Raw genomic sequence first — 22,885 nt, 5'->3', positions numbered from 1 at the left:
TTTTTATTATTAACGTAAAATATAATAAGAGTAAGCCTAACCTTTCTAGACTAGGCTCACTCCTATTAATTACTATTTAGAGTACAACTCTACGATTAAGTTTTCTTTAATGTTCTCTGGAATATCAACTCTTTCCGGGAAAGAAACGAACGTTCCTGTTAATTCATTAGCGTTCCACTCTAACCAGCTAAATTTGTTGATCTTTCTTCCTTCTACAGAAGCTACGATAGCTTCTAAAGATTTAGAGCGCTCGCGAACGGCAATTACATCGCCTGGACGTAAGCTATATGATGGAATGTTAACGACTTCTCCGTTAACGGTAACATGTTTGTGTGAAACCAACTGACGAGCTGCTGCGCGTGTTGGAGCAATACCTAAACGGTAAACAACATTATCTAAGCGAGCTTCCAATAATCTCAAGAAGTTCTCACCTGTGATACCTTGTTTTGCTGATGCTTTTGCAAACAATGTACGGAACTGACGCTCCAAAACACCGTAAGTATATTTTGCTTTTTGTTTTTCCAACAACTGAATAGCATATTCAGATTGTTTACCTCTTCTTTTTGACGGACCGTGTTGTCCTGGAGGATAATTCTTTTTTTCTAACGCCTTATCAGGGCCGAAGATAGGCTCTCTGAATTTACGTGCGATTTTGGACTTAGGTCCTGTATATCTTGCCATTTTTTCTCTCTGTTTGAAGTATCTATCAGCCTATAGCTGACGAATCTTATCTTAAACAATAAAAATTATTAAACTCTTCTGCGTTTTGGAGGACGACAACCGTTGTGTGGAAGTGGGGTGATGTCTTTGATCGTAGTCACATCGATTCCAACAGTCTGTAACGTACGGATAGCTGACTCACGTCCAGCACCTGGTCCTTTCACAAAAACTTCTACTTTACGTAAACCTAGGTCATGTGCAACTTTACCACAATCCTGAGCAGCTTGACCAGCAGCATACGGAGTATTCTTTTTAGAACCTCTGAAGCCCATTTTACCAGCTGATGACCATGAAATAGTTTGACCTTGATTGTTTGTCAAAGTAATGATGATGTTGTTAAAGGTAGCGTTAATGTGAGCTTGACCAACAGGCTCGATAACAACGATACGCTTTTTAGTAACCTTTTTACTTTTAGCCATTTCTTAATTATTATTTAGTAGCTTTTTTCTTGTTTGCAACTGTTTTACGTTTACCTTTACGGGTACGAGAGTTGTTTTTTGTACGTTGACCACGAAGGGGTAAATGTTTACGGTGACGTAAACCACGGTAACAACCGATATCCATCAAACGTTTGATGTTCAACTGAACCTCAGAACGCAAAGCACCTTCAACTTTAATTTCGTCGTTGATGATGTTACGGATGGCTGTCAATTGATCATCATTCCATTCAGATACTTTAACATCCTCACTGATACCTGCTTTTTTCAAAATATAAGCCGCAGTTGAACGACCGATACCGAAAATGTAGGTAAGGCCTATTACGCCTCTTTTGTTTTTAGGTAAATCTATACCTGCTATCCTTGCCATATAATACTTTAAGCGATTATGTTAATAAACTACCCTTGACGTTGCTTGAACTTAGGGTTCTTTTTGTTGATTACAAAAACCTTTCCTTTGCGACGGATAACCTTACAATCCGCGCTACGTTTTTTTATTGATGCTCTAACTTTCATTGTTGTAGTATTTTAAAAGCCAATTATACCGGAAAGAAAAACAACCGCTATTTATAGCGATACGTAATCCTCCCCTTTGTCAAATCATAAGGAGACATTTCCAACTTAACTTTATCTCCAGGTAGAATCTTAATATAGTGCATACGCATCTTACCGGAAATATGCGCGATAATTTCGTGCCCATTTTCTAATTCTACACGGAACATCGCGTTAGAAAGCGCTTCTTTAATTATACCGTCTTGTTCTATTGAGGCTTGCTTAGCCATATATCCTAACTTAATTTACTTTTTTTAGCCTGTACAAACAGGAGTGCAAAGATAAATAAAAAATATTGAAAACCAACTACTTTTTACCCAAAACTTCTTCCACGTGTTCAAAAGTCAACAGTACATCCGGAGTACCTTTTCTGATCGCAACCATTTGTTCAAAATGCGCAGATAGCTTCCCATCGATAGTACTTACCGTCCATCCATCGTCCCAAAACTTTACCCCTGCTTTGCCAGCGTTGATCATCGGCTCAATACAAATGACCAAGCCGGTCTCTAACTTAGGCCCATAACCACGTCTTCCATAATTTGGTACCTCCGGCTTTTCATGTAGATGCAAGCCTACACCATGTCCCACCAATTCTCTAACTATACCATAATTGTAAGGAGCGACGTGTTCCTGCACAGCGAATGAAATATCGCCCACACGTCTGCCAGAGATCGCCTGTTCTATACCTTTATATAAAGCAGCTTTCGTGACATCCAGCAATTGCTGTGCTTCTGCTGAAATTTCGCCTACACCAAAAGTATATGCAGAATCGCTAATGAAACCCTTCAGATTAACACCTCCGTCCACCGAAACAATATCGCCTTCTTTCAGTATATAATCACTCGGAAATCCATGAACAATCTGATCGTTCACAGATATACAAAGCGAATAGGGAAAACCTTGATAGTTCAGAAAAGCAGGTGTACCACCATGGTCATGGATAAAATCATAGGCTAACTTATCCAGCGATAAAGTGGTGATTCCAGGTTCTATTTCCTTTGCAATTTCACCAAGCAATAACGAGAGCACCTTTGCGGACTCTCGTATTTGCTCGATTTGTTCTTCTGTTTTATAATAAGCTTTAGACATTTATTTATTAAAGTGCTGATTGATCGATGCCTTCTACTGTAGCTGTCGAACGCCCCTTTACCCTTCCTGTCTTCATCAATCCATCATAATGACGCATCAACAGATGGCTCTCAATCTGCTGTAATGTATCTAGCACTACACCCACCAAAATCAATAAAGAAGTACCGCCATAGAAATGTGCAAATTGATTATTCACACCTAATTTAGCGGCTAAGGCAGGCAGTATGGCAATAATCGCAATGAATATTGCTCCCGGGAAAGTAATACGTGAAATGACGTTATCGATAAAGATATTCGTATCATAACCCGGCTTAATTCCAGGAATAAAACCACCATTCTTCTTCATGTCTTCAGACATCTGCTGCGGGTTTACCATAATTGCGGTATAGAAAAATGTAAACGCGATAATGAGAACAGCAAATGTTACATTGTAAGCAACAGATGTATAGTTACTCAATGATGCTAAAAAATCAGACTGTAAATCCGGGAAAAACTGGGATAAAGCCATTGGCAAGAACATAATAGCTTGCGCAAAGATAATAGGCATAACGCCCGCAGCATTCACCTTTAAAGGAATATACTGGCGCACGCCGCCCACTTGTTTATTACCAACAATTTTCTTAGCATATTGTACGGGAACTTTACGGATCCCCTGCACCACTAAGATGGCAAAAATCACAACAAAGAAAAGCGCGACAAATTCCAATAAGAACGGAATAGGCCCGCCACCACTAGGACTCATACGAGATCCCCACTCTGCCACGATACCTGCTGGTAACTGCGCAATGATACCCGCCATAATAATTAAGGAAATACCATTACCAATACCTTTATCTGTAATTTTTTCACCAAGCCACATCACAAACAAGGTACCTGCTGTCAATACGATTGCAGAAAGAATAGTGAACATTGGCTCAGCTAATGTCTTCGCTTCTGCAGGAACTTGTGTTTTCACATAAGCCACTGCCTGAACCAACGTAATCGCCAATGTCAGATAACGCGTAATCTGTGTCATTTTTTTACGACCCGATTCGCCTTCTTTTTGCATTTTCTGAAATGCAGGAACCGCTATCCCCAATAACTGAACAACGATTGATGCAGAAATGTAAGGCATTACACCCAAAGCGAAAATTGCCGAGCGAGAGAATGATCCTCCGGCAAACATATTAATTAAGTCCAATATGCTGTTTCCTTCGCTACTTCTAGCCACTAATGCATCAGGGTTGACACCCGGTAGAACCACGTGACAACCAATACGGTAGATAAGAAGAAGAAGCAATGTCGTAATAATACGATTGCGCAAATCTTCTATTTTCCATATATTGGTTAAGGTTGTGATTAGTTTCTTCATGTAATTTTATAGTTTTTCGATAGAACCACCTGCAGCTTCAATAGCTTTCTGCGCCGAAGCAGAAAAAGCGTGAGCCTTAACTTCTATTTTAGCAGTTAACTCACCACGACCTAAGATTTTCACCAAGTCTTTTTTGGCTACCAATCCATGCGTTTTTAACGTATCGAAGTCAATAGCTGTTAAGTTGTGCTTGGTTATCAGCTCTTGCAAGACGTCTAAGTTAATTCCTTTATACTCGACGCGATTCATGTTTTTGAAACCAAACTTAGGTACACGACGTTGCAAAGGCATTTGACCGCCTTCGAAACCGATCTTTGTAGAATGTCCTGAACGTGAACCAGCACCTTTGTGCCCACGGGTCGATGTACCACCGCGTCCGGATCCTTGACCTCTACCGATACGTTTTCTGTTCTTAACAGAACCTTTAGCTGGTTTTAAACTACTTAAATTCATTTTGTCTTAAAATGTTGTGTTACGCCTTCGCTCTCACTAAACAGGTCGTAACGATGAATAATTAATTAATAAACGGAATGGAAAGAATCCGAAATCCTTTCCATTCACTATTCAATTTAAACTGTCTCTATCGCTACCAAGTGGTTGACTTTTCTTACCATACCGATAACAGATGGTGTAGCTTCAACCTCTACCGAGTGATTGATACGTTTCAAACCAAGGGCTTGAATAGTTCTCTTTTGGCGCTCGCTTCTGTCGATAACGCTCTTTATCTGGGTGATTTTGATTTTTGCCATGATAATTAACCGTTAAATACTTTGTTTAAATCGACGCCGCGGTTTTGGGCAACTGTGTATGCATCACGAAGCTTTACTAATGCGTCAACTGTTGCTTTCACGACATTGTGCGGATTGGATGAACCCAATGATTTCGCTAATACGTCCTTAATACCCGCACTCTCCAATACGGCACGCATTGCACCACCTGCCAGTACCCCTGTACCGTCAACAGCTGGTTTAATCAAAACGCGACCTCCGGAGAATTTGCCATGTTGTGCATGAGGAACTGTACCATTGATGATAGGCACTTTAATCAAGTTCTTCTTCGCATCATCGATACCCTTGGTAATAGCTTCAGTAACCTCTTTTGCTTTACCAAGACCGTATCCTACGATACCATTTTCATCACCCACAACAACGATAGCAGAGAAACTGAAGGTACGACCACCTTTAGTCACTTTCGCTACGCGCTGGATGCTCACTAAGCGATCTTTTAATTCAATTTCGCTTGATTTTACTCTTTTTATATTGCTTACTGCCATGTTCTTATTGATTAAAAGTCTAAACCGCCTTCGCGAGCACCTTCAGCCAATGATTTCACACGGCCATGGTATAAGTACCCATTACGGTCAAAAACTACTTTGCTAATACCTGCTGCTACAGCTTTCTCCGCCACTAATTTACCTACAGCTTTCGATTGCTCAATTTTCGTACCGCTTGCGGCAAAATCTTTAGAGCTTGAAGACGCTGAAGCTAAAGTTTTTCCAGCCACGTCATCGATAACCTGAGCATAAATACCTTTGTTACTTCTAAAAACGGATAAACGTGGACGCTCAGCCGTTCCAGTCAGGCTTTTTCTTATTCCTTTTTTGATTCGCTCTCTGCGAGATGTTTTATTTCCTGCCATGGTTATTATTTTTTAGCTGATTTACCTGCTTTTCTTCTTAATACTTCACCTGCAAACTTAACACCTTTTCCTTTGTAAGGTTCAGGCTTACGGAAGCCACGGATTTTCGCGGCGATCTGACCGATCAACTGCTTGTCTGCACTTTCCAAAGTAACGGTAGGGTTTTTACCTTTTTCTGAAGTAGTTGTTACTTTAACTTCCTTTGGCAATATGAAAACAATCGGGTGAGAGAAACCTAAGGCTAACTCTAGTGTGTTACCTGTACTTGTTGCACGGTAACCTACACCGACTAGTTCTTGTGTAGTTTTATAACCTTCCGTAACACCAACAACCATGTTATTGATTAAGGCACGGTACAAACCATGTAATGATTTGTGTCTTTTTTGTTCGGTAGGGCGTGTAACTACGACTTGACCATCTTCTTGTTTAACGGTAATGTCGCTATCTACCTGTTGTGTTAATTCGCCTTTTGGACCTTTTACTGTTACCAGATTCTTATCTGATACCGTGATCGTCACTCCCGAGGGAATGGCGATAGGCGCTTTTCCAATTCTTGACATTTCTTTTGTGTTTTTTACCTAGATTAATAAACGTAACATAAAACTTCACCACCTACGTTTTGTAGACGGGCCTCTTTATCTGTCATTACTCCTTTGGAAGTAGACAGAATCGCGATACCCAAACCATTCAAAACACGAGGCATGCTGTCAACACCTGCATACTTTCTTAAACCAGGTTTACTCACACGTGTCAATGTGCGAATAGCCGGAATTTTGCTAATTGGATGGTACTTCAAAGCTATTTTGATGCTACCCTGAGGATTGTTTTCCTCGAATTTGTAATTAGCAATGTAACCTTTATCAAAAAGAACTTTGGTAATTTCTTTTTTAAGGTTCGATGCAGGAATTTCAACAACCCTGTGGTTGGCCTTGATGGCATTCCTTACTCGTGTAAGGTAATCCGCTATTGGATCTGTATTCATTATATAATTGAAATTATGACAATGGTTTCCGTGACTAACCGAAGCCAAAGACCTGTCGTCCGTTAATAAATATTTTCGAAACGAAAAAAAACCCGACAAATCCTAGTCGGATTTGCCCGGGCAAAAGTAAATGTTTTTTTTCTGATTACCAAGAAGCTTTTTTCACTCCCGGGATTTTACCGTCCAATGCCATCTCGCGGAAAGTTACACGGGAGATACCAAATTGACGCATATATCCTTTAGGGCGACCAGTTAGTTTACAACGGTTGTGCAAACGTACTGGCGAAGCATTCTTTGGTAATTTATCTAAAGCTGCATAATCTCCTGCAGCTTTCAAGGCCGCACGTTTCTCTGCATATTTAGCTACCAATTTCTGACGCTTGATTTCGCGTGCTTTTATTCCTTCTTTAGCCATTGTTGTTTGTATTTTGATTTTTGAACGGTAAACCGAATTGTTTCAACAACTCCAAAGCCTCTACATCATTGTCAGCCGAAGTTACAAAAGTGATATCCATACCTTGGATTTTATTGATCTTGTCAATATTGATCTCTGGGAAAATAATCTGCTCAGTGATACCCAAATTATAGTTACCTCTTCCGTCAAAACCTTTCTCATTGATACCACGGAAATCGCGGATACGAGGCAAAGATACAGATACCAAACGGTCAAGGAATTCGTACATATTGTTGTCGCGCAATGTTACACGTGCACCAATAGGCATTCCTTTACGCAATTTAAAGTTAGAGATATCTTTCTTTGATTTCGTAGAAACTGCTTGCTGACCAGTAATTAAAGTTAACTCCGATATAGCGTTGTCAATTAATTTTTTATCAGCTGTAGCAGCACCGATACCTTGCGATACAACAATTTTCTCAAGCTTCGGAACTTGCATAACGCTCTTATACTGGAATTTTTCCTTTAGCGTTGTACGGATTTCTTCCGCATATTTCGCTTTTAATCTTGGTACGTAAGTCATTATTTAATTTCCTCCCCTGATTTTTTTGCGTAACGAACAATTTTGCCATCTGCATTTACACGACGACCAACACGAGTAGGCTCACCTGTTTTCGGATCGATCAACGCTAGATTAGAAATGTGGATAGCAGCTTCTTTCTCAATGATACCACCGTTAGGGTTAGCTGCACTAGGCTTCGTATGTTTTTTAACAATATTAGCGCCTTCTACAACCGCTCTATTAGTCTCTTTTACAACTTGTAGAACTTTTCCCTGAACACCTTTAGAGTTACCGGCGATAACTTTCACTAAATCTCCTGCTTTGATTTTGATTTTGTGCGTAGTTGTTTTTTTCTTCTGTGCCATAATTATAAAACCTCCGGTGCTAGTGATACAATTTTCATGAACTGCTTCTCACGTAATTCCCGAGCTACTGGGCCGAAGATACGTGTTCCGCGTGGTTCATCATTATTATTTAACAATACAGCAGCATTGTCATCGAAACGGATGTAAGAACCATCTTTACGACGGATTTCTTTTTTCGTACGTACGACTACTGCTTTAGAAACGGTTCCTTTCTTCACGTTTCCTGAAGGTAAAGCGCTCTTCACGGTAACAACAACTTTATCACCGATAGATGCATAACGCTTACGCGTACCGCCTAATACACGGATTACTAAAACTTCTTTAGCTCCCGAGTTGTCGGCCACATTTAATCTTGATTCCTGTTGTACCATTATTTAGCCCTTTCTAATATTTCAACCAATCTCCAGTTCTTTGTTTTACTCAGCGGACGAGTTTCCATGATTAATACCGTATCGCCGATACCGCAGGTATTTGTTTCGTCATGAGCTTTAAATTTGGTAGTTTTTTTCACAAATTTACCATAGATAGGGTGTTTTACTTTACGTTCAACAGCTACTACGATAGATTTGTCCATCTTGTTGCTAACTACCAAGCCGATTCTTGTTTTTCTTAAATTTCTTTCCATTTTTCGACTTTACATTTATGCCTCAGCGGCTGTTTCGGATTTCGCAGCAATTCTACGTTTTGAAATCTCTGTCGAGATACGAGCGATAGTTTTGCGCGCTGCTTTGATCGCATTAGGGTTCTCAATAGCAGAAACAGCATGTGCAAATTTCAACTTGTTAAGAGCAGTCTTCTCTTGTTCGAGACGAGCTGTAAGTTCCTCTTGTGATAATTCGATAATTTCTGAATTCTTCATTTTCTTTCAGTGTTGAGTTGGGTTATCAATTTGTTTATACAACATCCTGCGTGTAACGGACACAAGACCAAACTATTGACATTACCAACGTTTTATGCTTCTACGTAGTCTCTACGTATAACAAACTTCGTTTGAACCGGTAATTTTTGAGCAGCTAAACGCAACGCTTCTTTGGCAACTTCCAAAGGTACGCCTTCTGCTTCAAATAACATACGGCCTGGACGCACTACGGCTACCCAGTATTCAGGAGCACCCTTACCTTTACCCATACGTACCTCTGCAGGCTTCTTGGTAACAGGTTTGTCAGGGAAAATACGGATCCACACTTGACCTTCACGTTTCATATAACGTGTTACGGCAATACGTGCAGCCTCAATCTGGCGGCTGGTGATCCATGCTGGCTCCATTGACTTGATACCGAAAGAACCGAAAGCTAACTCCGCTCCACGAGAAGCGTTACCTTTCATGCGGCCTTTCTGCATCTTTCTGAACTTCGTTCTTTTTGGCTGTAACATGTTCGTATTTTATTTAATCCGCCAACTGGCGGATATCTGTTTTAATCTGTAAATTAATTATCCTCTGTTTGAACCACCACGGTTTCCGCCACGATTGTTTCCACCACGGTTTCCGCCACGTCCGCCACCTTTACGGTTGTCACGACGGTCACGGTCGCCACCACCTTCATTTCCACCACGGGTTTTCGTGTTTGATGTTTGTCCGATGTTAGGAGATAAGTCACGTTTACCGTAAACTTCACCTTTACAGATCCAAACTTTCACACCGATCTTACCGTAAGTCGTTAAAGCTTCTGCTAATGCATAGTCGATGTCGGCACGGAATGTGTGCAAAGGTGTTCTTCCTTCTTTATATTGCTCGGTACGCGCCATTTCAGCACCACCCAAACGACCTGAACACATTACCTTGATACCTTCAGCGCCCATACGCATGGTTGAAGCAATCGCTGTTTTCATTGCACGACGGAATGAAATACGTGCTTCTAACTGTTTAGCAATGCCTTCTGCTACCAATTTGGCATCAAGCTCGGGGCGTTTGATTTCGAAGATGTTGATTTGAACGTCTTTCTTCGTCAATTTTTTCAACTCTTCTTTAATCTTGTCCACTTCCTGACCACCTTTACCGATAACGATTCCCGGACGAGCCGTATGGATAGTAACCGTGATGCGTTTCAAAGTTCTTTCAATAACAACCTTTGCTACGCCTCCTTTTGCGATACGTACAGAAAGATATTTTCTGATTTTTTCGTCCTCAACTAACTTATCAGAATAGTTGTTGCCTCCGAACCAATTAGAGTCCCATCCTTTGATGATACCTAATCTGCTACCTATTGGATTTGCTTTTTGTCCCATTCTTATAATAAATTAGTTGTTTACGTTGTTTAAACTATCTACTACCAAAGTTACATGGTTTGAACGTTTACGAATTCTATAGCCACGACCTTGTGGAGCTGGACGCAATCTCTTCAATTGGCGACCACCACCTACTTGTATTTCTTTCACATACAAAGCGCTGTCTTCCAAAGAAGCACCTTCATTCTTTGCTTCCCAGTTTTTGATGGCTGATAATAATAATTTCTCAACACGAGCAGCAGCTTCTTTTCCTGAATGTTTCAAGATGTAAAGAGCCGATTCCACTTTTTCGCCACGGATAAGATCTACCACTAAACGCATTTTACGCGGTGAAGTAGGGCAGTTCAATAACTTGGCAGTAGAAGCTCCTCCTACTTGAGCTTTTTCCTGCTCTTTGCGCTGTCTGATTAAGACAGATTTTTTGAGTTTTTTTGTTGCTTCCATTACCTAATTATTTTTTCTTTTCTGCGTGGCCTTTGAATGTACGCGTAGGCGCGAATTCACCAAGCTTGTGACCAACCATATTTTCTGTTACATAAACAGGGATAAATTTATTCCCGTTGTGCACTGCGAAGGTATGACCAACAAAATCAGGTGAAATCATAGATCTACGAGACCATGTCTTGATTACTGATTTTTTGTTTGTTTCATTCATAGAAAGAACTTTTCTTTCTAAGTTGTGATCGATATAAGGACCTTTTTTAATTGAACGAGCCATTATTTTTTCCTTCTCTCAATGATGTAACGATTCGATATTTTCTTCTTAGCACGTGTTTTGAAGCCTTTAGCTAACACACCTGTACGTGAGCGAGGGTGACCTCCTGATGAACGGCCTTCACCACCACCCATTGGGTGATCAACCGGGTTCATAGCCACACCACGAACGCGAGGACGACGGCCTAAATGACGTTTACGACCTGCTTTACCTAATACTTGGTTTGCTTTCTCTGCGTTCGATACGGAACCGATAGTAGCAACACATGTTAACAAGATCATACGTGTCTCGCCTGAAGGCAATTTAATGATGGCATACTTACCGTCACGAGCAGACAACTGCGCGTACGTACCAGCCGAACGAGCAATAGATCCTCCTTGACCAGGATTCAACTCAATATTATGGATGATTGAACCTAGTGGAATGTTTGCTAGTGGCAATGTATTGCCTATTTCTGGGGCTACTTTATCACCTGCTACGATCGTTTGGCCAACTGTTAATCCAGCTGGAGCAATGATGTAACGTTTTTCACCATCAGCGTAGTGCAACAAAGCAATACGTGCAGTACGGTTTGGATCGTACTCTATGGTAGCAACTTTTGCAGGGATATCTTTTTTATCGCGTTTGAAATCAATTAATCGGTATACTTTTTTATGTCCCCCACCGAGATAACGCATAGTCATTTTACCGGACTTATTACGACCACCTGATTTTTTAACGATACCAACTACTAATGATTTCTCAGGAACGTTAGTTGTAACGTCCGAGTAGTCAGCACCTACTCTAAAGCGAGTACCAGGGGTAACCGGTTTGAATCTTTTAACTGCCATTTCTTATTATAGTGTACTGTAAAAGTCAATAGTTTCACCATCTTTCACTGTGATGATGGCTTTTTTATATTTAGGAGCTCTTCCGGATACGAAACCTGCTTTTGTATAACGGCTTTTTGCCTTACCGGCAACAACTGCTGTGTTAACCGCCAAAACAGTCACACCGAACATTTCTTCAACAGCTTGTTTGATCTGGATTTTATTAGCTCTGTGGTCAACCTTGAAAGCGTAACGGTTTAATTTCTCCGTCAATAACGAAGCTTTCTCAGTTAAAATAGGTTTTTTGATAATTTCCATATTACTTAGCGAATGCTTCCTCCAAAGTTTTAACAGAATCTGTCGTCAACAAAAGTTTTGTAGCATTCAATACATCATACGTATTTAAATCTGCTGCAACGATAACCTTTGCTTTTTTCAAGTTTCTGCTTGATAAATAAACGTTCTTGTTTTCTGTTGGCAATACGAGAAGAGTTTTCTCGTCAGCACAGTTCAATGCATTGATGAACGATACATAGTTTTTGGTTTTGATTGCATCGAAGTTTACTTCGTCCAATACCAAGATGTTGTTCTCTTTAGCTTTGTAGCTCAATGCGGACTTACGCGCCACCTGCTTTAACTTTTTGTTCAATTTGAACGAATAATCACGAGGCTGTGGACCAAATACACGTCCACCACCATTAAACAATGGAGATTTGATAGAACCTGCACGGGCACCACCAGTACCTTTTTGTTTGTGTAATTTACGAGTAGAACCCGCGATCTCATTACGTTGTTTCGATTTGTGTGTTCCTTGGCGTTGGTTTGCTAGGTATTGTTTCACATCCAAATAGATCGCATGGTCGTTTGGCTCTACGCCGAATACTGACTCAGGAAGCTGCACCTTGGCACCTGTTTCTTTACCTGATAAATTTAATACATTAACTTCCATCTCTCTACTATTTGTCTACGATTACATAAGAACCTTTAGCTCCTGGAACGGAACCATTAACAACAATAAGGTTTTGATCAGGATAAATTTTCAAAACTTGTAAGTTTTGAATTTTCACTCTGTCTCCGCCTGTGCGACCTGCCATGCGTTTTCCCTTGAATACGCGAGAAGGCCAAGAAGCAGCACCTAATGAACCTGGAGCACGTAGTCTGTTGTGCTGACCGTGAGTTGCACCACCTACACCACCAAATCCGTGACGCTTCATTACACCCTGGAAACCCTTACCTTTTGAAGTACCGACTACATCAACGTATTCGCCTTCTTCAAAGATAGTGACATCCACCGTGTCACCTAGTTGTTTCTCATCCTCAAAGGTTTTGAATTCAACTAGTTTACGCTTAGGACTAACCCCTGCTTTTGCAAAGTGTCCTTTTAAAGGAGCCGTCGTGTTCTTTTCTTTGGCATCATCATAGCCAAGTTGAACAGCAGAATAGCCATCCTTTTCTACCGTACGTATCTGCGTTACCACGCACGGCCCAGCCTCAATTACTGTACAAGGGATGTTCTTCCCTTCCGCATCGAACAGGCTGGTCATTCCTACTTTTTTACCAATAATTCCTGACATCTTATAAATAAATTAATTAATCGTCCATCGAAGCAGTAGGGCTTCGCTCAAGACACACTTTCCCCATAAAGGGATTGCAAAGGTAGAAAGAATTTTATAAGTATCAAACAGTTAGCGCATTATTTTTTTTTAAAAAGATAGAGGCGCAGGGGGTGCACCTCTAAAAGATTTATACCTAACTTAACAGCAAAAAGGATTATACCTACCCTTTCGTACAGCGCATTTTAAACGCACCGCATTCCGTCTAAGCTTTATTAATATTGTCCTGTATTCAACATCACCAGCGTACACGCTTCTACCGTTTCGATCCCAGCTTCTTCAAGTTTTTGCTTCAATTCCCTATTCTCCGTACCCGGATTAAAAATTACACGCTTGGGTTTTGTTTGCAAAATATAATCGTAATAGATGGATTGGTTCTGCGGACCGACATACAATGTAATTGTATCGATATCTGTATGGATATCGTCCATATCTTCGATATCTACACCCGCCACTTTACCTTTCTTTCTTCCTACATTCACAATCGGGTATCCTTTGCGAACTAACTTATTTGCTACCAAATAAGCATAGCGGGCGGGGTTAGTGCTTGCACCAACAATAAGTGTCTTCTTCATAAATTGAACATAAGTTAGTTGACAATGAAATCACCATTTGCATTATAAGCATTTTGCCTCAAAATAGGCATTTTCAAAATTTTATACAAGTCGTCTAATTTTACCAAACTACCATTTACCATATTGGACAACAGAACAATTGTGATATCGTTTGTCAGATCTCTTACATATAGATTACGAAATCCATGCCACCATCCTGTATGGTAAACTATTTGAGCTTCTTGAGGCGAAAACGTCCGCCAACCGTAACCATAACTAAAAAGGCTACGCTTTGCATCGCTGCGTGGCACATAAGCAGAGTCTAGCATGGCTTCACCGATAACTCTCCCGTCCTTCAGCGCGATGTCCAGTAAGAATAAATCCTGCACGGTGCTGTAGATGCCTTTGTCCCCAACAGGTCCATCCAAGTAGTTTTGTACCACAGATCTCCTCCACACCCTATCGTGACCAATAACATCCGTCGGAATTTTATCATACACCGCTTTCGACAATACAGCTGTATTTTTCATGCCGGCAGGATCAAAAATCGATTCTTTCATATATACCGCAAAATCCTGTCCTGTCACTTTTTCTATAATGGACGCCAACACCATGTAATTGGAATTATTATAGTGGAAGCGACCATCAGGGGCTCCGTACCGCATAGGCTTGTGTTCTATCAGTAAGTCCATGGCATCCATGTTGCTCATTGCTTTTGTCCGGTCTTTCCAAGCGTCCTCCGAAAAATAGACATAGTTCGGAAGACCACTGCGGTGGCTCAATAGCATTTGTATAGTGATGTTAGGATAGGGAAAATCTGGAAAAAAGTCATTTACCGTCTGGTCTAATCGTAATCTCTCCTCTTCCACTAATTTCAATACACCTAATGCAGTAAGCGGTTTGGAAACCGAAGCCAGCTCAAATTTAGAGGTAATCTTCAAACTATCCTTATGGAGATAGTCCGCCCAACCGAATGTATTTTGATAAATTATTTTACCTTTTTTTGCTATTAATACATTCCCGTTAAAAGCCAATTTCCGATGTAAATTCTGCATAAAGGCATCTAATTCCTGATTTCCATCTGCTGGTTTATAAACGAGCGCAATGCTGTCTTTCTCTTCCTGCTTTTGCTGTTTCTGTTCTATTTTCTTTTGCTTTGCCTCGGGCGAAGAACAAGACACCAAGCCAATAAATAAACTGATAATTACGATCTTCAAAAAATGTATACTCACTGAACTGCCTCTCAAATATATTACGGTTTAAATTAAATAAATGCTACTGTTCCAAATTAATATTTATTAAAGGAAAAATCAAGGATTATTCTCTATCATTTATACAAAAAAGGACATCGTTCTATAGATGTCCTTTCCTTTGTCCTAATATTAAAACACTTATGTTTATGCCAGAAGTCTAATTGGCGCTTCCAATAAGCCTTTCAACGTTTGTAAGAATGCTGCTCCAGTAGCTCCATCAACCACGCGGTGGTCACAGCCCAAAGTCAGCTTCATGATATTGCCTGGAATGACAGCACCATTTTTTACCACCGGAACCTGCTGAATAGCTCCCACAGACAAAATAGCCCCATCTGGCGAATTGATAATAGACGTAAACTCGTCTATTCCGAACATACCTAGATTGGATACGGTGAAAGTAGAACCTTCCCAGTCTGAGGGTTGTAATTTCTTAGCTTTTGCTTTCTGACCATACTCTTTCACTTCCGCAGAAATATGGGACAATGATTTACCGTCAGCAAAACGTACAACTGGCACCAATAAGCCGTCTTCTACAGCCATTGCTACTCCAACATTTACATGTTCATTAAAACGGATCGTATCTCCTTGCCACGAAGAATTCACGGCAGGGTGTTGTTTCAATGCTACAGCAACTGCTTTGATAACGATATCATTAAATGATACTTTCACTGGCGCCACCGTATTAATTTGACCACGCGCTTCGATCGCGTTGTCCATATCTACTGAAATAGTCAAATAGAAATGTGGAGCTGTGAAAAGGGATTCCGATAACCGGCGAGCAATTGTTTTACGCATTTGTGAAACTTTTTGCTCCGTATATTTTTCTTCACCAATATATTGTGGTAAAGATATTGTTTTGGTTTCTGTAGCCGCTGCAGATGCTGGTGTAGATGAAGAAGCTACTTCTTTTGCTTTTGGCACAAAGTTCTCTACGTCTTTCTTTACGATCCGTCCACCATCAGCAGAACCTTTTACATCATTTAAATTGATGCCTTTATCTTTCGCTATTTTGCGCGCCAAAGGCGATGCTTTGACCCGAGAGTCATCTGATGCTTCAGAAGAAGTAGAAGTTGATGCTGGTGCCTCTTCTTTTGATTGCGACTTTTCCTGCTTAGGCTCTTCCGATTTGGAAGCTTTAGTCGAAGAACCTGATTTTTGCTTAAGCAATGGTGTCACATCTGTTCCTTCTGGACCAACAATAGCGATAATATCATTCACTTTTGCAGCTTGCCCAGCTTCTACACCAACATACAACAATGTGCCTTCCGCATAAGCCGTTACTTCCATTGTTGCCTTATCTGTTTCCACATCTGCAATAGCGTCATCAGACTTAATGGTATCTCCTACTTTGAAATTCCATTGGGCAATTACGCCTTCTGTCATCGTATCACTCAACAATGGCATCGTGATAACTGTACAATCTAGGTCTTCCGCAGAAACAGACGATGAATCATCATCGGCATCATCCGAAGCAGATTCCTCTGCCTTAGAAGTTTCCTCTTTGTTCTCGTCTTCTTTTTCCTCTTTATTTTTAGAGTCTTTAGAAGCTGAACCATCTCCTTCTAATAAGGCTTTGTAATCCTCTCCTTCTTCTCCCAAAACGGCAATTACGGCGTCAACCGCTACCGCTTCACCTTCTTTTGGGCCTATGTACAACAATGTGCCTTCTTGATAAGACTCAAAATCCATTGTTGCTTTATCTGTTTCAACTTCGGCAATTAAATCACCGGAGTTTACCTTATCACCGACTTTTTTGTGCCATTTAGCGATTACACCTTCGGTCATGGTGTCGCTCATTTTCGGCATTTTTACTACTTCAGCCATATTGTATAGTAGATTATATCTTTAAGTTAAAGTAATTCGCTAAATCATTCCTTTATAAAAGGATAGTCCTCTTGTACATACACATCTTCATAGATGGCTGAAGGATCTGGGTAAGGAGACTCTTCTGCGAACTTCACAGCTTCGTCTATAACTTTTTTTACTTCAGCTTCTACTTCCTTGAACCAAGCCTCATCTGCATATTTATTCTCCATAATAGCAGCTTTGGTGGTAATTAACGGATCTTTACCTTTATACTCCTCCAACTCTTCTTTTGTACGATATTTAGCAGGGTCTGACATAGAATGTCCTTTATAACGGTAAGTACGAATTTCCAAGAAAGTTGGTCCTTCTCCAGCACGAGCACGTTGAACTGCCTCATCCATAGCATTGTGTACAGCTACTGGATCCATTCCATCTACAGGAGCACTTGGCATATCAAAAGCATGACCCATTTTATAGATATCCATCATGTTTGTGGTACGCTTTACAGAGGTACCCATAGCATATCCGTTGTTCTCACACACAAAAATAACCGGCAGCTTCCACAACATCGCCATGTTGAAAGCTTCATTAAGCGCTCCCTGTCTTACTGCGCCATCACCCATAAAACATACGTTGACGCTATCCTTCCCCAAATATTGCTCAGCAAAAGCAATACCAGCACCCAAAGGAATCTGTCCACCAACGATACCGTGGCCGCCCATCATTTTATGTTCTTTAGAGAAAAAGTGCATCGAGCCACCTTTACCTTTCGAACAACCTGTCACTTTTCCAAAAAGCTCTGCCATACACTCGTTCGCAGACATACCTTTTGCCAAAGCATGTGCATGATCACGATAAGAGGTTATAACGGAATCATCCGGCCTGGTAGCAGAAATAGTACCTGCCATAACCGCTTCTTGACCAATATAAAGGTGACAAAATCCGCGGATCTTTTGTTGACCATATAGTTGCCCTGCTTTTTCCTCGAATTTACGCATAAGTAACATGGACTTATACCACTCTAAGTATGTTTCTTTTGTTATAGGTGTTGAACTCATTTTGAAGTATTGAATTTCTTAACTAATCCGACCACAAATCTAATCATTTATAACGATATATTGGACAATATTTTAGCAGGAAATGGCGTTTTTTGTCAAAAAAGCAAGTAACTGTTCTGCCGAAACTTTCTGCTGTTCTCCCGAAGCCATATCCTTCAAAGAATAAACACTTGATGCCATCTCCTCCTCTCCTATCAATAACACATAAGGAATCTGTTTCGCATCCGCATATCCCATCTGTTTCTTCAACTTCGCAGCGTTAGGATAAAGCTCAGCGGCAATACCAGCTTCTCTAAGATTGTACAACAAAGGAAGTGTATGCTGACAAGCTTCCTCTCCAAAATTCACAATCAGCAATTGAGTCGAAGCAGAAGTGGAGCCAGGGAAAAGATTCAGCTCTTCCAAAACATCATAAATACGATCGGCACCAAACGAAACACCCACCCCTGTAAGATCCTTTAGCCCAAACATACCCGTTAGGTCATCGTATCGACCTCCACCTCCGATACTTCCCATCGAAACCTCGTTGGTCTTTACTTCAAAAATACAACCCGTGTAGTAATTTAATCCACGCGCAAGCGTAATATCTACTTCTATAAAATCATCTAACAACCGCTCTACTCCAAAATTCTTCAGATAACGGAATACCTCTTCTATCTCTGCAATACCTTGTAAACCAACGTTAGAAGCAGACAACACCCTCTTTAAAGACAAGAGCTTTTCGTCGTTGGAACCATCAAGCAGAATAATGGGTTTCAATACATCCAGATCTGTCTCTGTAAAGCCTCGTGCCAACAACTCTTTGTTCACACCATCCAACCCAATCTTATCCAGTTTGTCAATGGCCACGGTCATATCCACAATCAGTTCCGGCTTTCCTATCACTTCGGCAATACCCGACAAAATCTTACGGTTGTTGATTTTGATCGTAAAATCTTTCAGCCCCAGAGTTGCCAAAGCCTCTTGGTAAACCAATATAAATTCGGCTTCGTTAAGCAATGACGAAGAACCCACTACGTCGACATCGCACTGATAAAACTCCCTATATCGTCCACGTTGTGGCCTATCCGCACGCCACACAGGTTGTATCTGGAAGCGTTTAAAAGGCAATGCAATCTCGTGTTGATGCATGACAACATATCGAGCGAAGGGCACAGTTAAGTCATAACGAAGTGCTTTTTCTGAAATATGAGGAATTAATTTATTAGATGATTTTGCATTCAAAAAATCCTCCGGCGCTTTAGCCAGATAATCTCCTGAATTGAGGATTTTAAAAATTAACTTATCTCCCTCTTCTCCATATTTTCCTGTTAAGGTAGATAAGTTTTCGAACGAAGGGGTTTGAATCTCGTTATAACCAAATTTCTTAAAGACAGTTCTTAAGGTATTGAATATATAATTTCGCTTTTCCATTTCTCGAGGAGAGAAATCGCGCGTACCTTTAGCTAATGAAGGTTTGATATTTGCCATAAGGCAAAGGTAACTTTTTCTTCTTTCTTTTTCTCCGCGAAAAAGAAACAAAAGCTCGTCGCTTCAGACAACCTCAAACACTTTCAACTCCTCGCAAGCCTTTTCCGCTGCTAGTTTTTCAGCACTCTTCTTATTAAAGTCTTTTCCTACACCCTGCACCTCACCGTCTACAACGACTTTCACTGTAAATAATTTGGATGATTCGCCGGGTGGATTCTCGACCGGCACAAACTGAATCTCCTTACCAAAATGCTGACACCACTCAATGAGTCGACTCTTAAAATTGGTTTCGGTAATTTCCAACGTATGGATATCAACATGGGGCTTGATAATTCTCGTTAACAGAAATTCCCGTGTAAATGAATACCCTTTATCCATATACACTGCTCCAACGACAGCTTCAAAAGCATCCCCAAGCAAAGAGCCCTGCTTGTTTGGATAACTGATCATACGTGCATCGTATTCTATCAACTCGCTAAAACCTAACTTACGGGATAGTTGATTCAAATTGGCACGACTAACGATTTTAGAGCGAAGTTCTGTCAGAAAACCTTCGTCTTTGTAAGGGTACAACTTAAATAGCAGCTCCGCAATGACGGAACCTAATACCGCATCCCCCAAAAACTCGAGTCGTTCATTACTGTTCTTTACACCATCCTTGATCGTGGTTGCAACAGATTTATGGCGAAAAGCCATCTGGTACAACTTGATATTCCCCGGAACAAATCCAAGAATATTCTTTAGTTTACGAACGTAAGCTTTATGCGGCGAAAAGTATAAATAATATATCCTCAAGAACGGCATTAAGTATTATGATATAAATAAGTAATAGGCAGTTTCTCTTCGAAACCACCTATTATTTGTATCTTAATAATCCCCTATTCCTAATATTTATTCAATATCAAGAGTGGTATTTCTTTACAATAATGGATGCATTATGACCACCGAAACCGAATGTATTACTCAATGCAGCATTTACTTCGCGTTTCTGCGCCTTATTAAATGTAAAGTTTAGATTATTATCAATCTCCGGATCATCTGTGAAATGGTTGATTGTAGGCGGTACAATATCATTTTTTACCGCCAAAATGGAAGCAATAGCCTCTACAGCTCCTGCCGCACCTAGAAGATGTCCTGTCATGGATTTTGTCGAACTGAGATTCATTTTATAGGCGTGCTCACCAAATAAGCCGATAATTGCTTTTGGTTCGCTGATATCGCCAACCGGCGTCGATGTACCATGAAGATTAATATAATCTATATCCGAAAGTTCAAGCCCTGCATCCGTAACAGCCATGTTCATTGCCAATTTAGCGCCCAGCCCCTCGGGATGAGATGCGGTAATGTGGTGTGCATCTGCACTCATACCACCACCCGCGACTTCGGCATAAATCTTAGCTCCACGTGCCAGCGCATGTTCTAGACTTTCCAAGATGATAGCTCCGGAACCTTCACCCGAGACAAAACCATCACGATCTTTGTCAAACGGACGAGATGCCGTTTTAGGGTCATCATTGCGGGTAGACAAGGCATGCATTGCATTAAATCCACCTATCCCGGCTTCATTTACCGTCGCTTCTGATCCGCCGGTGATAACAATATCAGCCTTCCCTAATCGAATATAGTTAAAGGCATCAATCATTGCATTCGTGGCAGAGGCGCAGGCAGAAACTGCCGAAAAATTTGGCCCATGCAATCCATAGCGCATAGAAATGTGGCCAGGAGCTATATCAATAAGCATCTTCGGAATAAAGAAAGGATTGAAACGAGGTATTCCGCCACCTCTGACAAAGTTTGCCACTTCTTCTGTAAAAGTGGTCAGCCCGCCAATACCAGCCCCCCAAATAACGCCTATACGGTTTCTGTCTAGTTTATCGAATTCTAGTCCAGCATCCTTTACAGCCTCATCTGTAGAGGCGATAGCATACTGAACGAAAGGATCGACCTTGCGAGCCTCTTTGCGATCCATATGGTTATGTGGATCAAATCCCTTCACTTCACAAGCGAATTGGGTCTTAAATTTTGATGCATCGAAATGCGTAATAGGAGCAGCGCCGCTCACACCATTAACCAATCCGTCCCAATAACTTGAAACATCATTTCCTAAAGGTGTAAGGGCGCCTAACCCTGTTACAACTACTCTTTTAAGCTCCATTAAATATGTTTGGCCTAATAAATTAGTTATTAACGTTTTTTTCTAAATAAGAGATAGCTTGACCTACTGTACTGATGTTTTCAGCTTGATCATCTGGAATAGCCACGTTAAATTCTTTTTCGAACTCCATGATCAACTCAACTGTGTCAAGTGAGTCTGCACCTAAATCATTCGTGAATGAAGCTTCTGGTGTTACTTCTGCTTCGTCTACACCTAACTTTTCAACGATAATTGCTTTTACTCTTGATGCGATATCTGACATGATTTTATAATTTAATTGTTTAATAAATCTGTGCAAAGAAAAATAAATTTCCCCAAATATCAAACCCTTTTTTGACTTGATGATGGGAAAGAAGAACGTCCCGGCTTCCTAACCAGTCCAAAAACCGCTACCATAAAGAGCGTATCCAATATTAACAATTTTTTTTGTTTATACCAAGAACTTTAAAATCAACGTGCATTTTAGATAGAAAATAGACGAAAATATGCTTTACAGTTGATTTTTTCCTAATTTCGAAAACTGTGAGCATAACAAAAAAACATCTAACACTTGATCTCGATTTCGATATTGAACTCGATTTTGTACTGATTGGCATCAGTTCTCCACTACGCGACTATAGACTTTGCCATTTCCTTTACAAACATGCTGGTCTGGCGTTTGTTCGTGGAAAAGAAGATTATGTCGATCATAAAGGATATGCAAAAGAAAAGGAGCGAGATGAAATGGATTATCATATCGTGTACGAAAGAAACAAACAAAAGAAGCTCCTTAAACATTATTTTACTATTTATCGCTATTGTGATGACAATTTTGAATTTGAGTTCTACATCATCAACAACCGCAGCTTAGAGGGTGTTTTTCTCCTACCGGAGCTCCCAAATTTTGACTACTTTTTAATCATCAAACACTATATCGACCTAGACGATGTCCATACATTACTAGAAGAAATAAAGGGTATCCATGAGGTCATGCTAACCAAAAAGTTAGACCCAGCTTCATTGAAATCCAAAGAAAATCTTATATTTTAGCGCTTTAAATTAATGCAAAGTGTAAAATTTACACTTTCTTAAACCTAACTTATTAAACAGATTGCTATTTTTGCACAATACTGTTTACTTCTTAAGAAGATAAAATA

General features: G+C 40.4%; 36 protein-coding genes. 1 reads left to right on the top strand and 35 read right to left on the bottom strand.

The genetic code is table 11. From position 1 onward, the window contains the following. Nucleotides 1–72 precede the first annotated feature (72 nt). From rpsD to H8B21_RS17245, 35 genes are all read right to left on the bottom strand, one after another. Nucleotides 73–681: a 30S ribosomal protein S4 gene (gene rpsD / locus H8B21_RS17415; RefSeq protein WP_130143059.1), complete on the bottom strand. Its 609-nt coding sequence runs from the start codon at nt 679–681 to the stop codon at nt 73–75. Nucleotides 682–749: 68 nt separating this feature from the next. After that, nucleotides 750–1,139: a 30S ribosomal protein S11 gene (gene rpsK / locus H8B21_RS17410; RefSeq protein ID WP_093364145.1), complete on the bottom strand. Its 390-nt coding sequence runs from the start codon at nt 1,137–1,139 to the stop codon at nt 750–752. Nucleotides 1,140–1,149: 10 nt separating this feature from the next. Then, nucleotides 1,150–1,527, bottom strand: a complete 378-nt coding sequence (rpsM, locus tag H8B21_RS17405; protein ID WP_165295066.1) for a 30S ribosomal protein S13 — start codon at nt 1,525–1,527, stop codon at nt 1,150–1,152. 29 nt (nt 1,528–1,556) lie between these two features. Further along, complete coding sequence (gene ykgO / locus H8B21_RS17400; RefSeq protein WP_130143056.1) at nt 1,557–1,673, bottom strand: type B 50S ribosomal protein L36; 117 nt, start codon at nt 1,671–1,673, stop codon at nt 1,557–1,559. Between the two features lie 47 nt (nt 1,674–1,720). Then, nucleotides 1,721–1,939: a translation initiation factor IF-1 gene (gene infA, locus H8B21_RS17395; protein ID WP_021071231.1), complete on the bottom strand. Its 219-nt coding sequence runs from the start codon at nt 1,937–1,939 to the stop codon at nt 1,721–1,723. A 76-nt stretch (nt 1,940–2,015) separates the two neighbouring features. Then, nucleotides 2,016–2,798, bottom strand: coding sequence for a type I methionyl aminopeptidase (map, locus tag H8B21_RS17390; protein WP_190315126.1), 783 nt, complete (start codon nt 2,796–2,798; stop codon nt 2,016–2,018). A 7-nt stretch (nt 2,799–2,805) separates the two neighbouring features. Next, a complete protein-coding gene (secY, locus tag H8B21_RS17385) occupies nt 2,806–4,149 on the bottom strand; it encodes a preprotein translocase subunit SecY (RefSeq protein WP_190315125.1) in 1,344 nt (447 codons plus the stop codon). Between the two features lie 6 nt (nt 4,150–4,155). Next, nucleotides 4,156–4,602 (bottom strand): 50S ribosomal protein L15, encoded by a 447-nt coding sequence (gene rplO / locus H8B21_RS17380; RefSeq protein ID WP_190315124.1) that lies wholly within the window; start codon nt 4,600–4,602, stop codon nt 4,156–4,158. 116 nt (nt 4,603–4,718) lie between these two features. After that, complete coding sequence (rpmD, locus tag H8B21_RS17375; protein WP_190315123.1) at nt 4,719–4,898, bottom strand: 50S ribosomal protein L30; 180 nt, start codon at nt 4,896–4,898, stop codon at nt 4,719–4,721. Nucleotides 4,899–4,903: 5 nt separating this feature from the next. Next, nucleotides 4,904–5,422, bottom strand: coding sequence for a 30S ribosomal protein S5 (rpsE, locus tag H8B21_RS17370; RefSeq protein WP_190315122.1), 519 nt, complete (start codon nt 5,420–5,422; stop codon nt 4,904–4,906). A gap of 11 nt (nt 5,423–5,433) precedes the next feature. Continuing rightward, nucleotides 5,434–5,787, bottom strand: a complete 354-nt coding sequence (gene rplR / locus H8B21_RS17365) for a 50S ribosomal protein L18 (protein WP_190315121.1) — start codon at nt 5,785–5,787, stop codon at nt 5,434–5,436. Nucleotides 5,788–5,792: 5 nt separating this feature from the next. Beyond that, nucleotides 5,793–6,347 carry a 50S ribosomal protein L6 gene (gene rplF, locus H8B21_RS17360; protein ID WP_190315120.1) on the bottom strand — a complete coding sequence of 185 codons (555 nt, stop codon included), beginning with the start codon at nt 6,345–6,347 and terminating at the stop codon, nt 5,793–5,795. Nucleotides 6,348–6,370: 23 nt separating this feature from the next. Beyond that, a complete protein-coding gene (gene rpsH / locus H8B21_RS17355) occupies nt 6,371–6,769 on the bottom strand; it encodes a 30S ribosomal protein S8 (RefSeq protein WP_190315119.1) in 399 nt (132 codons plus the stop codon). A gap of 145 nt (nt 6,770–6,914) precedes the next feature. Then, complete coding sequence (gene rpsN, locus H8B21_RS17350; protein WP_105717618.1) at nt 6,915–7,184, bottom strand: 30S ribosomal protein S14; 270 nt, start codon at nt 7,182–7,184, stop codon at nt 6,915–6,917. After that, nucleotides 7,177–7,746, bottom strand: coding sequence for a 50S ribosomal protein L5 (rplE, locus tag H8B21_RS17345; RefSeq protein WP_190315118.1), 570 nt, complete (start codon nt 7,744–7,746; stop codon nt 7,177–7,179). Before rplE ends, rpsN begins: the two co-directional genes overlap by 8 nt. Next, nucleotides 7,746–8,090 carry a 50S ribosomal protein L24 gene (rplX, locus tag H8B21_RS17340; RefSeq protein ID WP_223815114.1) on the bottom strand — a complete coding sequence of 115 codons (345 nt, stop codon included), beginning with the start codon at nt 8,088–8,090 and terminating at the stop codon, nt 7,746–7,748. Before rplX ends, rplE begins: the two co-directional genes overlap by 1 nt. A gap of 2 nt (nt 8,091–8,092) precedes the next feature. Beyond that, a complete protein-coding gene (gene rplN / locus H8B21_RS17335; RefSeq protein ID WP_130143044.1) occupies nt 8,093–8,461 on the bottom strand; it encodes a 50S ribosomal protein L14 in 369 nt (122 codons plus the stop codon). Beyond that, on the bottom strand, nt 8,461–8,715 hold the full coding sequence (gene rpsQ / locus H8B21_RS17330; protein WP_099370336.1) for a 30S ribosomal protein S17: 255 nt from the start codon (nt 8,713–8,715) through the stop codon (nt 8,461–8,463). The genes rplN and rpsQ overlap by 1 nt, the downstream gene beginning before the upstream one ends. 15 nt (nt 8,716–8,730) lie before the next feature. Then, nucleotides 8,731–8,949 (bottom strand): 50S ribosomal protein L29, encoded by a 219-nt coding sequence (gene rpmC, locus H8B21_RS17325; RefSeq protein ID WP_190315117.1) that lies wholly within the window; start codon nt 8,947–8,949, stop codon nt 8,731–8,733. Between the two features lie 92 nt (nt 8,950–9,041). Further along, nucleotides 9,042–9,464, bottom strand: a complete 423-nt coding sequence (rplP, locus tag H8B21_RS17320) for a 50S ribosomal protein L16 (RefSeq protein ID WP_093364169.1) — start codon at nt 9,462–9,464, stop codon at nt 9,042–9,044. 57 nt (nt 9,465–9,521) lie between these two features. Then, entirely contained in the window at nt 9,522–10,316 is a 795-nt protein-coding gene (gene rpsC, locus H8B21_RS17315; protein ID WP_190315116.1) for a 30S ribosomal protein S3, read from the bottom strand. Nucleotides 10,317–10,328: 12 nt separating this feature from the next. Then, nucleotides 10,329–10,760 (bottom strand): 50S ribosomal protein L22, encoded by a 432-nt coding sequence (rplV, locus tag H8B21_RS17310; protein ID WP_206367345.1) that lies wholly within the window; start codon nt 10,758–10,760, stop codon nt 10,329–10,331. A gap of 7 nt (nt 10,761–10,767) precedes the next feature. After that, nucleotides 10,768–11,034: a 30S ribosomal protein S19 gene (gene rpsS / locus H8B21_RS17305; protein ID WP_037498931.1), complete on the bottom strand. Its 267-nt coding sequence runs from the start codon at nt 11,032–11,034 to the stop codon at nt 10,768–10,770. After that, nucleotides 11,034–11,861: a 50S ribosomal protein L2 gene (rplB, locus tag H8B21_RS17300; protein ID WP_165295080.1), complete on the bottom strand. Its 828-nt coding sequence runs from the start codon at nt 11,859–11,861 to the stop codon at nt 11,034–11,036. Before rplB ends, rpsS begins: the two co-directional genes overlap by 1 nt. Before the next feature lie 6 nt (nt 11,862–11,867). Beyond that, entirely contained in the window at nt 11,868–12,158 is a 291-nt protein-coding gene (rplW, locus tag H8B21_RS17295) for a 50S ribosomal protein L23 (RefSeq protein WP_130143038.1), read from the bottom strand. A gap of 1 nt (nt 12,159) precedes the next feature. Beyond that, the gene (gene rplD, locus H8B21_RS17290) at nt 12,160–12,789 is read right to left on the bottom strand and encodes a 50S ribosomal protein L4 (RefSeq protein WP_165295081.1); all 630 of its coding nucleotides are present in this window, start codon (nt 12,787–12,789) and stop codon (nt 12,160–12,162) included. 7 nt (nt 12,790–12,796) lie between these two features. Then, nucleotides 12,797–13,414, bottom strand: a complete 618-nt coding sequence (gene rplC / locus H8B21_RS17285; protein ID WP_190315115.1) for a 50S ribosomal protein L3 — start codon at nt 13,412–13,414, stop codon at nt 12,797–12,799. A 254-nt stretch (nt 13,415–13,668) separates the two neighbouring features. Further along, on the bottom strand, nt 13,669–14,028 hold the full coding sequence (locus H8B21_RS17280; protein WP_190315114.1) for a CoA-binding protein: 360 nt from the start codon (nt 14,026–14,028) through the stop codon (nt 13,669–13,671). Between the two features lie 14 nt (nt 14,029–14,042). After that, entirely contained in the window at nt 14,043–15,233 is a 1,191-nt protein-coding gene (locus tag H8B21_RS17275; RefSeq protein WP_394366358.1) for a serine hydrolase domain-containing protein, read from the bottom strand. Nucleotides 15,234–15,404: 171 nt separating this feature from the next. Continuing rightward, entirely contained in the window at nt 15,405–17,084 is a 1,680-nt protein-coding gene (locus tag H8B21_RS17270) for a 2-oxo acid dehydrogenase subunit E2 (RefSeq protein WP_190315112.1), read from the bottom strand. 44 nt (nt 17,085–17,128) lie between these two features. After that, a complete protein-coding gene (pdhA, locus tag H8B21_RS17265) occupies nt 17,129–18,124 on the bottom strand; it encodes a pyruvate dehydrogenase (acetyl-transferring) E1 component subunit alpha (RefSeq protein WP_190315111.1) in 996 nt (331 codons plus the stop codon). A 72-nt stretch (nt 18,125–18,196) separates the two neighbouring features. After that, nucleotides 18,197–19,594, bottom strand: a complete 1,398-nt coding sequence (gene hisS, locus H8B21_RS17260) for a histidine--tRNA ligase (RefSeq protein ID WP_190315110.1) — start codon at nt 19,592–19,594, stop codon at nt 18,197–18,199. A gap of 63 nt (nt 19,595–19,657) precedes the next feature. Further along, on the bottom strand, nt 19,658–20,398 hold the full coding sequence (gene rnc, locus H8B21_RS17255; protein ID WP_190315109.1) for a ribonuclease III: 741 nt from the start codon (nt 20,396–20,398) through the stop codon (nt 19,658–19,660). A gap of 97 nt (nt 20,399–20,495) precedes the next feature. After that, a complete protein-coding gene (gene fabF, locus H8B21_RS17250) occupies nt 20,496–21,749 on the bottom strand; it encodes a beta-ketoacyl-ACP synthase II (protein WP_190315108.1) in 1,254 nt (417 codons plus the stop codon). A 22-nt stretch (nt 21,750–21,771) separates the two neighbouring features. Further along, entirely contained in the window at nt 21,772–22,011 is a 240-nt protein-coding gene (locus H8B21_RS17245; RefSeq protein ID WP_105717695.1) for an acyl carrier protein, read from the bottom strand. Between the two features lie 260 nt (nt 22,012–22,271). Here H8B21_RS17245 and H8B21_RS17240 point away from each other — a divergent pair, with 260 nt between their 5' ends. Further along, nucleotides 22,272–22,778 carry an IPExxxVDY family protein gene (locus H8B21_RS17240; protein WP_317170410.1) on the top strand — a complete coding sequence of 169 codons (507 nt, stop codon included), beginning with the start codon at nt 22,272–22,274 and terminating at the stop codon, nt 22,776–22,778. Nucleotides 22,779–22,885 lie beyond the last annotated feature (107 nt).

This window comes from Sphingobacterium chuzhouense, from assembly GCF_014692525.1.
GTDB lineage: Bacteria > Bacteroidota > Bacteroidia > Sphingobacteriales > Sphingobacteriaceae > Sphingobacterium > Sphingobacterium chuzhouense.
This window is presented reverse-complemented; position numbering and strand designations above follow the sequence as displayed.

Coding starts and splice junctions, on each gene's coding strand:
- rpmD (WP_190315123.1), bottom strand. CDS start 4,898: ATGGCAAAAATCAAAATCACCCAGATAAAGAGCGTTATCGACAGAAGC.
- fabF (WP_190315108.1), bottom strand. CDS start 21,749: ATGGAGCTTAAAAGAGTAGTTGTAACAGGGTTAGGCGCCCTTACACCT.
- rplD (WP_165295081.1), bottom strand. CDS start 12,789: ATGGAAGTTAATGTATTAAATTTATCAGGTAAAGAAACAGGTGCCAAG.
- rplN (WP_130143044.1), bottom strand. CDS start 8,461: ATGGTACAACAGGAATCAAGATTAAATGTGGCCGACAACTCGGGAGCT.
- infA (WP_021071231.1), bottom strand. CDS start 1,939: ATGGCTAAGCAAGCCTCAATAGAACAAGACGGTATAATTAAAGAAGCG.
- map (WP_190315126.1), bottom strand. CDS start 2,798: ATGTCTAAAGCTTATTATAAAACAGAAGAACAAATCGAGCAAATACGA.
- rpsD (WP_130143059.1), bottom strand. CDS start 681: ATGGCAAGATATACAGGACCTAAGTCCAAAATCGCACGTAAATTCAGA.
- H8B21_RS17280 (WP_190315114.1), bottom strand. CDS start 14,028: ATGAAGAAGACACTTATTGTTGGTGCAAGCACTAACCCCGCCCGCTAT.
- rplW (WP_130143038.1), bottom strand. CDS start 12,158: ATGGAAATTATCAAAAAACCTATTTTAACTGAGAAAGCTTCGTTATTG.
- secY (WP_190315125.1), bottom strand. CDS start 4,149: ATGAAGAAACTAATCACAACCTTAACCAATATATGGAAAATAGAAGAT.
- hisS (WP_190315110.1), bottom strand. CDS start 19,594: ATGGCAAATATCAAACCTTCATTAGCTAAAGGTACGCGCGATTTCTCT.
- rpsK (WP_093364145.1), bottom strand. CDS start 1,139: ATGGCTAAAAGTAAAAAGGTTACTAAAAAGCGTATCGTTGTTATCGAG.
- rpsE (WP_190315122.1), bottom strand. CDS start 5,422: ATGGCAGTAAGCAATATAAAAAGAGTAAAATCAAGCGAAATTGAATTA.
- ykgO (WP_130143056.1), bottom strand. CDS start 1,673: ATGAAAGTTAGAGCATCAATAAAAAAACGTAGCGCGGATTGTAAGGTT.
- pdhA (WP_190315111.1), bottom strand. CDS start 18,124: ATGAGTTCAACACCTATAACAAAAGAAACATACTTAGAGTGGTATAAG.
- rpsN (WP_105717618.1), bottom strand. CDS start 7,184: ATGGCTAAAGAAGGAATAAAAGCACGCGAAATCAAGCGTCAGAAATTG.
- rpsC (WP_190315116.1), bottom strand. CDS start 10,316: ATGGGACAAAAAGCAAATCCAATAGGTAGCAGATTAGGTATCATCAAA.
- rplO (WP_190315124.1), bottom strand. CDS start 4,602: ATGAATTTAAGTAGTTTAAAACCAGCTAAAGGTTCTGTTAAGAACAGA.
- rpsQ (WP_099370336.1), bottom strand. CDS start 8,715: ATGGAAAGAAATTTAAGAAAAACAAGAATCGGCTTGGTAGTTAGCAAC.
- rplP (WP_093364169.1), bottom strand. CDS start 9,464: ATGTTACAGCCAAAAAGAACGAAGTTCAGAAAGATGCAGAAAGGCCGC.
- rnc (WP_190315109.1), bottom strand. CDS start 20,398: ATGCCGTTCTTGAGGATATATTATTTATACTTTTCGCCGCATAAAGCT.
- rplR (WP_190315121.1), bottom strand. CDS start 5,787: ATGGCAGGAAATAAAACATCTCGCAGAGAGCGAATCAAAAAAGGAATA.
- H8B21_RS17245 (WP_105717695.1), bottom strand. CDS start 22,011: ATGTCAGATATCGCATCAAGAGTAAAAGCAATTATCGTTGAAAAGTTA.
- rplX (WP_223815114.1), bottom strand. CDS start 8,090: ATGGCACAGAAGAAAAAAACAACTACGCACAAAATCAAAATCAAAGCA.
- H8B21_RS17270 (WP_190315112.1), bottom strand. CDS start 17,084: ATGGCTGAAGTAGTAAAAATGCCGAAAATGAGCGACACCATGACCGAA.
- rpsS (WP_037498931.1), bottom strand. CDS start 11,034: ATGGCTCGTTCAATTAAAAAAGGTCCTTATATCGATCACAACTTAGAA.
- rpsM (WP_165295066.1), bottom strand. CDS start 1,527: ATGGCAAGGATAGCAGGTATAGATTTACCTAAAAACAAAAGAGGCGTA.
- rpmC (WP_190315117.1), bottom strand. CDS start 8,949: ATGAAGAATTCAGAAATTATCGAATTATCACAAGAGGAACTTACAGCT.
- rplE (WP_190315118.1), bottom strand. CDS start 7,746: ATGACTTACGTACCAAGATTAAAAGCGAAATATGCGGAAGAAATCCGT.
- rplC (WP_190315115.1), bottom strand. CDS start 13,414: ATGTCAGGAATTATTGGTAAAAAAGTAGGAATGACCAGCCTGTTCGAT.
- rplF (WP_190315120.1), bottom strand. CDS start 6,347: ATGTCAAGAATTGGAAAAGCGCCTATCGCCATTCCCTCGGGAGTGACG.
- rplB (WP_165295080.1), bottom strand. CDS start 11,861: ATGGCAGTTAAAAGATTCAAACCGGTTACCCCTGGTACTCGCTTTAGA.
- rpsH (WP_190315119.1), bottom strand. CDS start 6,769: ATGAATACAGATCCAATAGCGGATTACCTTACACGAGTAAGGAATGCC.
- rplV (WP_206367345.1), bottom strand. CDS start 10,760: ATGGAAGCAACAAAAAAACTCAAAAAATCTGTCTTAATCAGACAGCGC.